Here is a 12,899-nt window from a genome sequence, read left to right on the forward strand (position 1 = left end):
CAGAATATATGATTTTTGCTGCAAAATCAAGCCTTTTCAAATGCTACTCACTGTAGTTCAAAATCTCATCTTTTGATTTGGTAAGGAAAATCCACAGCGGCAACATTAAAATGGAAGCGTTATTTTCATCCAGAATATGCAGCCGTTTCCAATTGATCAGCACGCCACGCTGCAAATTGTGCGATTGCATATAGTGGAACATTTGGGTGATTTTGCGATCGATGTCCTCATCTTTTGTCGCAACGCCAATCGGGTAACCGTTTTGCAGCACAAAATCGACCTCCACTTTTTCACGCCAGTAAAACACGGTTTCTTCCCATTGAAAGCGCAGTTGCTGAAAAACCACGTTTCGCATCCGCTTGGCAAAATCGGTTTGCTCATTGGTTTTGATCGCCGCGAAAAATCCATTGTCGATGCAATACACCTTTCGCGCTTTGGTAGTGTTCATTTGCTCGCTGATCGCAAAGGAAAAACTTGAGGTCGTAAAAACCATGTAAACCTCTTCCAAATAGCTGATTAAATCCAGAATCGTGGTGCGATTGCTGCCCAACTGCTCGGCAATTTGGGTCACGTTGATGCCGTTGCTCATGTTGAAAATGAGATACAGCGCCAGTTTTTTGAGCACTTCGATGCGCCTGATGTTGTATCGCTGTGCAATATCGCGCAAAATAATGTCGCTGATATATTGTTGCAGCGCCAAAATATTGCCTTCTGCGTGGTCCTGTTTCACCATTTCCGGAAACCCGCCACCGACCAAATACGATTGCAGCAACGGCTCCAATTTTTCGAACGCTTTGGAGAGATAGAGCATATCCACCGGTTTTTCAAGCTCGCTGAGCACCTTTTTTGGCGCTTTAAATTGCAACATTTCCGCAAACGAAAACGGGAAAACCTCCATCGAGACCTGTCGTCCGGTGAGCAGCGTCGCCAGTTCCTGCGAAAATAACGAAGATGATGATCCGGTGATGATACATTTCATTTGCTCATTTTGCTCGTAATGCGTGCGCAGCCATTTTTCGAAATTGGGGATTTCCTGAATTTCGTCCAACAATATGTAAATTCTGCCTTTAGGTGAATTTATTTCGTGAAATGTTTTGATAATTTCATCCAGAACAGCCAGATTTTTGTCGCTGCCGAAGCGGTAATCTTCAAGATTCATGAACAAAATATTTTTGCCCGGCACCCGCTTTTTTTTGATGAGAAAGTTGATCAGTAGCTTCAACAAACTGCTTTTGCCGGAACGGCGAATACCTTTTACCACCAGAATTTCCCGGCGATCGATCAGCGGCAGAAATTTTTCCGCGTAAGCAGGACGATCAATCAGATCGTATTTGAACGCCCGTTGCCAGTGCGGATTGTATTGTTCTAACAGATTTTCCATTTTACATATCGCCAATTTTAATTTTCAAAAATCAATTTGTCTATTATAATTAACACTTTGCGCATTGTCAACCAAAACTTGCGATTTTTACGTCTAACAATTTTTTTTCCGTGCAATGATTGCACTTGTTTTACAAGCGATTCGGATTTATAATCTATTTTGGAAAACGTAATATTTAACGGATAATAGTGAATACAATTCAGGAAATACAATACATTCGGGATCGCGACGGGCGCAAACTGCCGTTGGAAATTTTGTATGCTGATGAGCGATTGCTGGCAATCAGCAAGCCATCCGGAATTCCGGTAATTCCCGATCGCTGGCAGCCGGAATTGCCCAACATCCGCGATATTCTCCAGCAACGGCTGGACCGTCAAATCTGGATTGTTCACCGGTTGGATGCGGACACCAGCGGCATTATGCTTTTTGCGCTGGAACCGGAAATGCACCGCTATTTGAGCCAGCAATTTGAGCACAGCTTGGTCGAAAAAACATATCTCGCGCTGGTGAAAGGACACCCTGCACCCGACGCCGGCACTATCGATTTGCCGTTGCTGCTCAAAACCAATCAGCGGGCAAAAATGGTGGTCAGCAAAAAAGGCAAACCATCGCAAACCCATTATAAATTATTGGAAACATTCGAGCGGTTTTCGCTGGTTGAAGCAAAACCCGTCACCGGTCGCACTCACCAAATCCGGGTGCATTTGGCTGAACTGGGTTTTCCGTTGGCTATAGATCCGATCTACAGCAGCGCCGATCCCATTCTGCTATCGCAGATAAAAATCCGCTACACGGTATCCACCCGTAAAGCGGAATTGCCATTAATCGCGCGGCTGACGCTGCATGCCCAACGCATCGAATTTACCGATGAATCCGGGCAACAACGCACTTTTTCGGCGGAACTGCCAAAGGATTTTCGTAACTTGCTCAACGCGCTGCAAAAATGGAACCGGAAATAATTTTCACACTTTTACGAAAAAAGTTGCCGGACAGGGAACATTATATTTAGCATCAAGTTATTGATATTTATAGCTTTAAATAGATCAGAGATTGAAGTGGTATTCTTTTTGTATTAATTTTTCTTTTTGTTTTTACATCTATATTCATCACCGCCGCCTGCTTTAAATTGCCCGGATATTTTGTGACGTGCATTACTCAAATTTGAACCGTTTTTGTCGATCATTCGGATATACCAAATACGCTTGTTGTTCTGTTCCGGCATGCATTTCTCATTGAACTGAAACGCACCGAGCTGCCGGATTTTGGAAATGTCGATCGACAGCACGAAACGGGCAAGTTACGGCAAATCCGGTCGTTTTTCACTGGAATACACATCTCCAAAATGGATGTTGGGATGCAGGATTATCTGAATTCAAAAAATCTCTGAAACCCATTTGTAACCAGAAAACAGGATGATGGACATGCGACGCGTATTTTCCCCGCTTTTTCTATCTATATTTATTTTGCTGGCCGTGATTAGCGAAACCGCGGTTGCGCAGTTTTTTTATTTCGGGCGCAACAAGGTTCAATACACGGAATTCCAGTGGCGGATTCTCAAAACTGAACATTTTGATATTTATTACTACCCGGAAATGGAAGAGCTGGCAGAACGCGGCGCCCATTTTGCGGAGGAGAGTTACGCCGATCTCGAAAATAAATTCAATTTCGCGGTGACGCGCCGGATTCCGCTGATTTTTTACAGTTCACATTTGCATTTTCAGCAAACCAATGTGACACCGGGACACATCCCCGAAGGCGTTGGCGGCTTTTTCGAATTTCTGAAGGGACGAGTGGTTATCCCAAGCAATGGCGATATTAACCAATTTCGAAAAGTCATTCAGCACGAGTTGGTGCACGTTTTTATGCATGCCAAAGTGTATTACGTAAACAAAGAGCACGGCAGATTTGACGGCACTTATCCCCCACTTTGGTTTGTGGAAGGGCTGGCGGAATATTGGTCCAGCGAGTGGGATGCGCAGGCGGAAATGGTGATAAAAGACGCCGTTTTGCACAATTATATGGTTCCGCTATCGCAAATGTATCGCATTTATGGCACGTTCACGATGTATAAAGCAGGTCAGGCGATTCTCGAATACATTGCCGCAAACTACGGTGAGGAGAAAATTCTCCAATTCATGGAGGACATCTGGAAGCACAGCAAATTTTCCGAAGTGTTTCAGGAAGTGACTGGCAAAACCTATGAACAATTTGATCAGGAATGGATTTACCACCTGCAAAAACTATATTATCCGCAGTTGAAAACCCACGATTTTTCACGAATGATTTCCAAAACCATTGTCCGTGACGGCTACAATTTCAAACCGGCATATTTTAAAGATGGCGAAGATGAGCACGTTGTTTTCGTAGGCAACCGTACCGGCTATTCAAATATTTTCATGACCGACGTTTCTGCCCAAACTGAAGGCAAAAAGAAGAAAACCAGAACGCTGGTGAAAGGTGGACGCAGCTCGGATTTTGAGGCATTTCACCTGTTTTCCAGCAAAATAGATGTGTCCAAAAACGGTGTTTTGGCGTTCTCGTCCAAAAGCGGGGAAAACGACGCGCTGTATTTGTACGACATCAAAACCGGCGATATTATTCACAAATACCAATGGCGCGATATCGTCGGCATTTCCTCCCCGAGCTTTTCGCCCGACGGGCGACGCGTTGTGTTCTCCGGACTTAATTTCAGCGGAAACAATGATTTATATATCCTCGAATTAAAAAATGACGAAGTAATGCAGTTGACCAACGATTTTTACGACGACGCTGCACCGTCATTTTCGCCGGACGGGCAGAAAATTGCATTTTCCTCCGATCGAACGGTTTATGGCGATCGCTGGAGCTCCAACATTTTTGTGTTCGATCTGCAAACCAATCTCATTCATTATGTAACGGTCGGGCAACATCAGGATCACACACCGGTGTGGTCACCAAACGGTAAATATCTGGCGTTCACTTCCGATCGCGATTCGCTGAAATCGTTGAACATCTGGGTGGCGGATGTATCACAAACGCAATATCTCGATTTATGGCTCACCGATGCAACAGACAGCAAAATTGGCATTGACACAGATTACAGCAACGTTCCAGTCAAACAAATTACACAATTTGCCAACGCAGCATTCGATCCCGAGTGGATGGGCGATGACGAATTGTGCTTCACTGTTTTTGAAGGCAGCCGCTTCCAAATTCGTAAAATGGATAAAATTCAGGAAAAGATCGACGAAGCCAAGCCTGAAACCGTTGATAAACCGATACTTAGCCAACATTATTGGAAACCGGGATCGCTCGGCGGACAAAAGGTGCTCGCAAAACTTAAGTACGAAAAAGATTACGATATGGACATCGCGCAAACGCAGGTGAACCAGGATCCGATTTGGGGAACCAACGGCGGCGCGCTGCTCGCTTTCACCGATTTGCTCGGCAACGACCAGTACTACATTTTATTATATAACAACGCCCAAAGCCGTTCGGATTTTTTGCGAAGCATGAATTTTGCGGTGTCGAAAGTGTCGCTGGGCAAACGTACCAATCACGCTTACGGGCTGTTCCGTTACTCCGGACGCTTTTTTAATTACAAAGATGACTTTTTTTATGAGGATCGCGCCGGTGGATTTTTCACGATCAGCTATCCGTTTTCACATTTCAAACGGTTCGAATTCAGCACGAATTTAAGCTATTCGGATAAGGACGTGACCGGGCTGGATCGCCGTTATGCGTGGCTGACCTCCAATTTTGTTTCGCTGATTCACGACAACTCCATCTGGTCGTACACCGGTCCGGTGGAAGGCACGCGATACAACTTATCTGTCGGTAATACATACGATATACGGTTTTCCAACGTCAACTACTGGACATTTTTGGTGGACATCCGCAAATATGTCCGTCTGATGCCAAGCCTTACGTACGCCTCGCGATATATGGGTTTGTTCAACGATGGCCGCGAAACGCGCTGGTTTTATCTCGGTGGCAGTTGGGATATGCGCGGTTACAGCCGCTGGTCCATTCGCGGCGAAAAAGTGCTGTTTACCTCGCACGAGCTGCGGTTTCCGTTTATCGATTATCTGGGCATCAAATTCCCGTTTTTATCGATGGTGTTTCCCGGTATTCGCGGTGCGCTGTTTTTCGACGCTGGAAACGCATGGAACGGCAACGATTACGAAGGGTTGATCGGCAGTTTCGGTTATGGTTTCCGTTTTAATTTGGGCGGATTTTTGGTGCTGCGACTAGATGTCGGGAAGAAAACCGACTTCGAGAGTGTCAATAAAGATTGGTTCACACAGTTCTTTTTCGGATGGGATTTTTGACGGAAAATTTCAGCAGGTTCATAAAAAACATGTGTCTAACTTTATTATTTTTAACAGATTGAACAAAAACGAGTACAAAAAATGATTAAGCTAAATTTCTATTTCCGGCAAAAACTTCTATCCTTTATCCTTTATCCTTTATCCTTCCTCATAGCCACATCCTGCACCGGATTGGTGAAATTAAGTTTACCGCCGGAAAACGAGATCACTGAAGAAAACAGCTGGCTGAAGCTGGGCAGAAACGAGCAGCGCCAGAATAATGTTCATAAAAACATTTCGCCGCCGTTGAATATTGTTTGGGATAGCGGCACAAAATCAGTGGTGACAAATCATCCGCTGGCAGTTGGTGACTACATATTTGCACCAACGCTCAACGGCACCATTTACACCTTTCTGTACGATACCGGCGAACGCATCGGAGATGGCAAACTGACCGCAGCAATGGGCGCATCCCCCACAATTGTCGGGCGGGATATGTATGCCTCGGGAACCATTGGCGATAAAACGCTGATCGGCTTCCGGCTCGAAAAAGCAGATAAATTTATGAAACGGAAATTTCCGCATATCAACACATCGCCGGTGGTGGCGGACAACCGCATATTTTTTGGCTCACACAACGGTGTTTTTTATTGTGTAAATCAGGAAACTGGTGAAAAAATTTGGGAATTTAAAGCGAAATCGCCCATCCGCAGCTCTCCCGCAACTGTTCGGCAGCACATCTATTTTGCAGACGACAAAGGCTCGGTTTACGCGCTGGATATGAGTTCAGGCGTTAAAATTTGGGAATCGCAGCTAACCGGAAATATTTATTCGTATCCGGTTCTGGATGATTCGCTGCTGTATATCGGCACTACGGAAGGGCATTTTTACGCGCTCAATTTGAGCACCGGGAAAACCAACTGGCAAACCAAAATAGAGGGTGCAATTTTCAGCAGTCCCTCAATGTATGGCAACACATTGTATTTGGGCAACAATGCCCACACGGTAAAAGCGCTGGACAAACACACCGGTAAAACGATCTGGACATTCAAAACCGGCGGCATTGTGAACACTGCACCATTGGCTTCGCCGGATTATGTTTATGTTTCATCGTGGGACGGGAATTTATACGTTCTGAACCGTTTTTCCGGCGAATCCGTTTATCAGGTTGAATTCAAAAAACCGCTGAAATCATCGCCGATTATTTTCCGCGACTACGTTTTAGTGCAAACCGCAAACGGTAAAATGTATGCATTGGCCAACGAAAAATTTGTAGCTGAACGGAGTGACCGCAAATGAAAACACATTTCAATATCCTGTTTTTACTGAGCTTATCCACATTTGTTTTTGGGCAGGAAACCGGGCGATTGAACATCACATCCACACCCGAAGGGTGTTGGGTTCGCATCGATTCTATTCTCGTTGGCAAAACGCCATTGACGGATCTGGAAGTTGCAGCCGGCAATCATAATGTTCAAATTTATCCGCCGCAAAACGGCATCTGGAATGTCGAAACCCGGGAATTGACTGTAACCGTTTCGCCAAACCGGAGTGAATCGCTGAACGCCACTTTTGCCAATCCGGTGTATATCAATTGTGTTCCATATGGCGCAGCACTCTATTCGGACACCAGTTTTATCAGCAAAACGCCGGTTTATTTGTCGTACGATGAACATCACGGGCAATCGTTCCGGCTCGTCAAAAAAGGGTATAAATCTTATGAATTTGTGTTGAACAGCCCCAATGCTGTAATCGCTCAATTGGAAAAAGATGATTCATTTATTGCAACACAACATCAGCCGGAATTGCTGGGCGTTATCCCCAAACAGCATTTCAAAAGCAAATTTACTTTGCTGGCAGTGAGTGTCGCGACCCATTGGGCATCCTTTTATTTAAAAAATGTTGCCGACAAAAAATTTGAAAAATATGAACGGGCATCCGATCCGGTGTTGATCGACCAATATTGGAACAGTACCAAAAAATACGACCGGTTAGCAGATATCTCGCTGGGCGTATCCTTTGCCAGCCTCGCCGGTTTGATTTATATGGTTATTTGGCAGTAATTTTTGCAAAAAACATTTTCCTTTTTCGTTGCCAAGCGAGATTTTACTTGTTTAAATTCTCCTCCTCGTAACTGTCTTTTCTTCGGGTCGTTAACCTTAAAATTATTTGGGACGACAATTTTGTTACGGTTATCCGACACTGCTGCCGGAAACACCGATTTTTCATAGACTTACAGGAGGACCAATGAGCTACATGAAACAGCGTAACCCTTTTGAGAATGCGTTAAAGCAATTCGACAGGGCAGCAGAAATTCTTAATCTCACCCAAAATCAGATCAACATGATCAAAGAGCCACGCCGGGTAACCGAGGTCAATTTACCGGTGCACATGGATAATGGGGATATCACATTATTTAAAGGTTTCCGGGTACAGCACAGCATCGCACGCGGTCCGGCGAAAGGCGGTATCCGCTTTCACCAGGATGTGAATGTGGACGAAGTGAAAGCGCTGGCTTTCTGGATGACGTACAAGTGTGCGGTGGTAAACGTGCCCTTTGGCGGTGGAAAAGGCGGCATCATTGTAGATCCCAACCAGCTTTCCCGGTCAGAATTGGAGCGATTGACCCGTCGGTATTTTGCAGAAATGGAAGATTTGTTCGGTCCGGATCGCGACATTCCGGCACCGGATATCAACACAAATCCGCAAATAATGAGCTGGATGTTCGACACATATTCCATGCACCGAAAGGAGCACACACCGGCTGTCATCACCGGAAAACCGCTGGAACTGGGTGGCTCTGCCGGACGGACGGAAGCCACGGCGCAAGGCATGTTTTATTGCGTTCGCGAAGCCGTAAAATATATGGATTTCAATTTGGACAATTGCTCAGTTGCAATTCAGGGGTTCGGAAATGCCGGATCATTTGCGGCAAAACTACTCAACGAAGCTGGTGCAAAAGTGGTGGCCATTTCGGATGTTACCGGCGCATATTACAATCCCAAAGGCATCAACATTAATGTTGCTATCAATACCTGCACCAACAACAAACGGTGGAGTTTGGAAGGCTTGGGAGATAATTTCAAAGTGGAAAAGCTCGATAACCCGATGGATTTATTGGAGTTGGATGTCGATGTTTTGATTCCCGCCGCTCTGGAAAACCAGATCACTGAAGATAATGCCGAACGTATTCGCGCCAAATTGATCGCCGAATGCGCCAACGGGCCAATCACAGTAGAAGCAGATGCCATCCTCGATGACAAAAATATTGTCCGGATTCCGGACATTTTGTGCAACGCCGGCGGTGTCACCGTTTCGTATCTGGAATGGGTGCAAAATCGCATGGGCTATTATTGGAACAAAGATCGTGTGAATGAGGATCTGGAGCGAATTATGGTTCAGGCATTCAACGAAGTTTGGGAAACGCGCGAGCAATTTAACGTGAACATGCGGGTTGCCGCATTTATCCGGTCTATCCAACGGGTAACCCGGGCATCGGAGTTGCGCGGGCTGTATCATTAGACATTTTTCTTCACCAATAATTTTTCTAAAACCTCTCAAATGGCTATATTATTTGAGAGGTTTTTTTGTTGTTTTAGAACATGAAAAAGAGGCAGGAATGTCACGAATTGCATTTAAAATACCCTCCGTTTATTCCGATCTTGGTGAGGGCGACGGCGTTTTACATCTCGAAAATGACCAAATTCTAATTGAATATCAGATAAAAGATGCGTTTATCGGCGTGCTAAAATCGAATATTCAGAAAGTCATTGTACCGTTAGTGGATATTCACGATATTGTTTTTCAATCAAAATTGATACATTCCAAACTGATTCTCAGCACCAAAAAAATGAGCACTTTGGCAAATATTCCCGGATCTGAAAAAGGTGAAATAAAACTCAATATTGCCCGAAGTGATAAGGCAAATGCCCAACAATTTGTGGAAGATGTGATGTTTCGTGTTTCAGAATTGCGGTTAAAGCAAATGGATACATGATTTACAGCGTTACAAAAATAGACCGGCGCGGCTGGCTATTACTGATTTTTGTGCGATGACCTTTGCCGGTTGTGTCCTCAACCAACAATATATCTCCCCCACGGAAACGGCGTTTTTCGCCGGTACTCACCTCAATTTCAATTTCGCCATCCAGCAAAATAACGTATTGGCGTTGTGGTGCATTGTGCCAATCGTAATCGTAACTGGCATCGTTTTCCCGAAAGATGATGGATGTTGCAGGTTGCGCAGCGGACAATCGCCCGATCTCACCGGCATCGGTTAATGGAATTTCCAGTTCTGCGAAATGACTGTCACCGGATGCGTCACTAAAAATTCGGGTTATGTTCATCTACACCTCTCCCCCATTCTCCCGTAAATACCAGTTCAGACAATGACTTGCGGCTTCTCGGCGCTTTTTCACGCATTTGCAATTTTTCGGTCAACATATCCGGGTCACCGGGATAGCCCATCGCGATAATGGTAACCGGTTCAAAATCTTCGGGAATCCGAAAATTTTCAGCGGCGATATCGGCGTTAAAACCTGCCATTTGGTGCAATACCAATCCCATCGCAGTTGCCTGAATGTTTACATTTCCGATCGCCAGCCCGACATCATGCCATGCATGAGCGTTGGGTGCATTGTTGCGATCAAATGCTTTTTTTAGCGATTGTCAGAATCAACACGGGTGCCCGCTGTGCCCAATCACGATTGCTGGGGTTTAAGGCATCCAATAATTTCTGATAGGCTTCGGGCTGATTTTTTGTCGCCACTAAAAATCGCCACGGCTGCTCATTTCGGCTGGATGGCGCCCATCGTGCCGCCTCAAAAATGGTTGAAATCGTTGTTGCTGAAACGGGCTTATCTGCAAACGAGCGAAGGCTTCGCCGAGATTTTATCAAATCAAAATTTCTGAAGTATTCTTCATATCTCCCTTTCTTTGTCTACTTTTCCGATGAGTCGCATCTCGAAAAGTTACAAACGCCCCAAAAGCAAAAAGACCGGAAGATACTCCCGGTCTTTTACATAAACTACTGATTTTAAAGCATTAAGAAGCGCTTTTTTTCTCCAGCGGGCAGGTATTAACGCCAATAATTTTATACAACGGGCAAAAACCCATTGATGCAGTCAACAGAGGCACCAGTCCAACAGCGCCCCACCAGCTACCCATATAAAATCCAGCCCCGATAATCCCCAAGCCCGCAACTACGCGGATAATTTTGTCAATACTGCCAACATTTGCTTTCATAATTACTGCTCCTTCTATAAAGTTAAAATGTATTTTCCTTCCAACCACGATGACAAGATAACACACCATTCCGCAGTATTCTGTAACGTTGTTACATAACTCTATTTTAAATGATTTATCATCTTAAATTGGCAACACCGTTTTACATTGTATTTGGCAAACCCCCAAACACATATTATTTTCAACTCACAATTTAGAAACCATTTTAAACGGGCAAAAAATGTCTGACGAAGCACAAAAAAAATATACACTAACCGGTTTATCCAAAACCTGTGGTTGAGCTGCCAAAATAAGCCCGGTCGGGCTTGGGAAATTATTGGCGACACTGCCGCAAAATCATGATGCAAATTTGCTGGTCGGGTTCGATACCAGCGATGATGCCGGTGTGTATCGCCTTCGCGAAGATTTGGCGATTGTCAACACAGCGGATTTTATCACCCCGCCGGTGGATGATCCATTTATGTTTGGGCAAATTGCCGCGGCCAACGCATTGAGCGATATTTTTGCGATGGGCGCCAAACCATTGACATGCCTGAATTTAGCCGGTTTCCCATCCGGAAAATTACCGGACGAGGTATTGCAGCAAATTATCGCTGGCGCGTTGGATAAAATCACCGAGGCTGGTGCTGTGCTGGCCGGCGGACACACCACTCGCGATGACGAACCGAAATTCGGTTTGTCCGTTACCGGTGTGGTGCATCCGGATAAAATCTGGCGAAACATCGGTGCACAACCGGGCGATGCGCTCATCCTCACCAAACCGATCGGCAGCGGCGTGCTGCTCAACGCCAATCTGAAAGGCTGGGTTTCTGATACCGCATTGCAAAAATGTTTGCAATCGATGATTGAATTGAACAAAACTGCCGCCGAAATTTTTGCGGAATTTGATGTTCACGCCGCAACAGACGTCACCGGATTCGGGCTGGCCGGACACGCGTACGAAATGACCGGAGAAACCGTAAGATTCGAAATAATGTTGGATAAAGTGCCAATAATGGAAGAAGCATTGGCAATGTATGAAAAAGGAATGGGCACCGGATCCAATTTGCCCAATCGCCAGCAGGTAAGCCATACGTTTCGGTTTGATCGCAAATTTGAGCCGTGGCACGAAGAAATCGTTTTCGATCCGCAAACCAGCGGCGGATTGCTGGTTGCGATTCCGGGAGCGGATGCGGAAAAAGCCGTTCAACGATTGCGAAATAATGGCATTGCAGATGCCACAATCATTGGCAACGTATTTGAAAAACAGCCGGATGGTATTTCACTGATCATTCGCTGAAATAAAAAAAGGGCAGAATAAATTCTGCCCTAAATTCAGTAAAAACAATGTTTCAAAAATTATCGTCGCGGTTTTGTGGCGATACCTTCCGGATATTCAATCACTTCCAATTTTACATTCACAACACCAGCCAACACCATTTCCAATGCCTGCGCCGCGCTGTAGGAAATATCAATAATTCGCCCCTGCGATCGCGGGAAGCGGTCGTTAATGCGCACCCGGACACTTCGGTTATTTGACAAATTTGTAACCAGACACATCGTGCCAAACGGCAGCGACGGATGCGACGCGGTAAATTCATTTTTGTCGTAGCGATCCCCGCTGGCGGTGGGTCGTCCCTGCAAATCGTTCGAAATAAATGCACATTTGCCGTATTCGACCGATTCGCTGGTGGTGTATTCCGGTTCCACATCATATTTTTGTTGCGGCGATTCGTTGACCGGTTTTGGCGGAACCACTTTTTTCGGTTGCGGATTTGTCCGGCTTACGGGCGGCTCGGAATGACCGCGGTCATTCGATACCGGCACACAGGCACTCATCGCTAAACCCAATAAAAACAATGACGTTGACACGCTTATACTTTTAGAAATTTTTGGTCTGTTACAATACAACATTTCCTTCCTCCAAAATAGTGAGTTTGATTGTTGCCCCAATCGCCCACTGCAATAAAGCTAACATGCATTCTCATACAAAACAAGTGACGAAA

The 12,899-nt window shown here is 45.3% G+C and carries 12 protein-coding genes and 1 pseudogene; 7 read left to right on the plus strand and 6 right to left on the minus strand.

Going from position 1 to position 12,899, the window contains the following annotated elements:
* Positions 1-43: 43 nt before the first annotated feature.
* Positions 44-1,381, minus strand: a complete 1,338-nt coding sequence (locus H6629_18655; protein ID MCB9069804.1) for an ATP-binding protein — start codon at positions 1,379-1,381, stop codon at positions 44-46.
* A gap of 188 nt (positions 1,382-1,569) precedes the next feature.
* Here H6629_18655 and H6629_18660 point away from each other — a divergent pair, with 188 nt between their 5' ends.
* On the plus strand, positions 1,570-2,340 hold the full coding sequence (locus tag H6629_18660) for an RluA family pseudouridine synthase (GenBank protein ID MCB9069805.1): 771 nt from the start codon (positions 1,570-1,572) through the stop codon (positions 2,338-2,340).
* Between the two features lie 113 nt (positions 2,341-2,453).
* Here H6629_18660 and H6629_18665 read toward each other — a convergent pair whose 3' ends face one another.
* On the minus strand, positions 2,454-2,603 hold the full coding sequence (locus H6629_18665) for a hypothetical protein (GenBank protein ID MCB9069806.1): 150 nt from the start codon (positions 2,601-2,603) through the stop codon (positions 2,454-2,456).
* A gap of 199 nt (positions 2,604-2,802) precedes the next feature.
* On the opposite strand from H6629_18665, the gene H6629_18670 reads away from it, so the two are divergent.
* The 5 genes from H6629_18670 (at position 2,803) to H6629_18690 (ending at position 9,667) form a co-directional block, all read left to right on the plus strand.
* Positions 2,803-5,691 carry a PD40 domain-containing protein gene (locus H6629_18670; protein ID MCB9069807.1) on the plus strand — a complete coding sequence of 963 codons (2,889 nt, stop codon included), beginning with the start codon at positions 2,803-2,805 and terminating at the stop codon, positions 5,689-5,691.
* An 81-nt stretch (positions 5,692-5,772) separates the two neighbouring features.
* A complete protein-coding gene (locus H6629_18675; GenBank protein MCB9069808.1) occupies positions 5,773-6,969 on the plus strand; it encodes a PQQ-binding-like beta-propeller repeat protein in 1,197 nt (398 codons plus the stop codon).
* Positions 6,966-7,733 (plus strand): PEGA domain-containing protein, encoded by a 768-nt coding sequence (locus tag H6629_18680; protein ID MCB9069809.1) that lies wholly within the window; start codon positions 6,966-6,968, stop codon positions 7,731-7,733. The genes H6629_18675 and H6629_18680 overlap by 4 nt, the downstream gene beginning before the upstream one ends.
* 184 nt (positions 7,734-7,917) lie before the next feature.
* A complete protein-coding gene (locus H6629_18685; GenBank protein MCB9069810.1) occupies positions 7,918-9,192 on the plus strand; it encodes a Glu/Leu/Phe/Val dehydrogenase in 1,275 nt (424 codons plus the stop codon).
* Positions 9,193-9,289: 97 nt separating this feature from the next.
* Entirely contained in the window at positions 9,290-9,667 is a 378-nt protein-coding gene (locus H6629_18690; protein ID MCB9069811.1) for a hypothetical protein, read from the plus strand.
* A 1-nt stretch (position 9,668) separates the two neighbouring features.
* Here the strand turns inward: H6629_18690 and H6629_18695 are convergent, their stop codons facing one another.
* From H6629_18695 to H6629_18705, 3 genes and pseudogenes are all read right to left on the minus strand, one after another.
* Complete coding sequence (locus tag H6629_18695) at positions 9,669-10,016, minus strand: hypothetical protein (GenBank protein ID MCB9069812.1); 348 nt, start codon at positions 10,014-10,016, stop codon at positions 9,669-9,671.
* Positions 9,994-10,567: pseudogene (locus H6629_18700) on the minus strand (nitroreductase family protein). Before H6629_18700 ends, H6629_18695 begins: the two are co-directional and overlap by 23 nt.
* A 146-nt stretch (positions 10,568-10,713) precedes the next feature.
* Positions 10,714-10,914, minus strand: a complete 201-nt coding sequence (locus tag H6629_18705) for a DUF2892 domain-containing protein (protein ID MCB9069813.1) — start codon at positions 10,912-10,914, stop codon at positions 10,714-10,716.
* A gap of 289 nt (positions 10,915-11,203) precedes the next feature.
* Here H6629_18705 and selD point away from each other — a divergent pair, with 289 nt between their 5' ends.
* Positions 11,204-12,193, plus strand: a complete 990-nt coding sequence (gene selD / locus H6629_18710) for a selenide, water dikinase SelD (protein ID MCB9069814.1) — start codon at positions 11,204-11,206, stop codon at positions 12,191-12,193.
* A 59-nt stretch (positions 12,194-12,252) separates the two neighbouring features.
* Here the strand turns inward: selD and H6629_18715 are convergent, their stop codons facing one another.
* Positions 12,253-12,732, minus strand: a complete 480-nt coding sequence (locus H6629_18715; GenBank protein ID MCB9069815.1) for a septal ring lytic transglycosylase RlpA family protein — start codon at positions 12,730-12,732, stop codon at positions 12,253-12,255.
* Positions 12,733-12,899 lie beyond the last annotated feature (167 nt).

This window comes from Calditrichia bacterium (assembly GCA_020634975.1).
Taxonomy (GTDB): domain Bacteria; phylum Calditrichota; class Calditrichia; order RBG-13-44-9; family J075; genus JACKAQ01.

What these genes read in the sequence shown, in the direction of transcription:
- H6629_18655 (MCB9069804.1), bottom strand. Translation starts at nt 1,381, where the DNA reads ATGGAAAATCTGTTAGAACAATACAATCCGCACTGGCAACGGGCGTTC.
- H6629_18665 (MCB9069806.1), bottom strand. Translation starts at nt 2,603, where the DNA reads ATGCCGGAACAGAACAACAAGCGTATTTGGTATATCCGAATGATCGAC.
- H6629_18670 (MCB9069807.1), top strand. Translation starts at nt 2,803, where the DNA reads ATGCGACGCGTATTTTCCCCGCTTTTTCTATCTATATTTATTTTGCTG.
- H6629_18675 (MCB9069808.1), top strand. Translation starts at nt 5,773, where the DNA reads ATGATTAAGCTAAATTTCTATTTCCGGCAAAAACTTCTATCCTTTATC.
- H6629_18680 (MCB9069809.1), top strand. Translation starts at nt 6,966, where the DNA reads ATGAAAACACATTTCAATATCCTGTTTTTACTGAGCTTATCCACATTT.
- H6629_18685 (MCB9069810.1), top strand. Translation starts at nt 7,918, where the DNA reads ATGAGCTACATGAAACAGCGTAACCCTTTTGAGAATGCGTTAAAGCAA.
- H6629_18690 (MCB9069811.1), top strand. Translation starts at nt 9,290, where the DNA reads ATGTCACGAATTGCATTTAAAATACCCTCCGTTTATTCCGATCTTGGT.
- H6629_18695 (MCB9069812.1), bottom strand. Translation starts at nt 10,016, where the DNA reads ATGAACATAACCCGAATTTTTAGTGACGCATCCGGTGACAGTCATTTC.
- H6629_18705 (MCB9069813.1), bottom strand. Translation starts at nt 10,914, where the DNA reads ATGAAAGCAAATGTTGGCAGTATTGACAAAATTATCCGCGTAGTTGCG.
- H6629_18715 (MCB9069815.1), bottom strand. Translation starts at nt 12,732, where the DNA reads ATGAGTGCCTGTGTGCCGGTATCGAATGACCGCGGTCATTCCGAGCCG.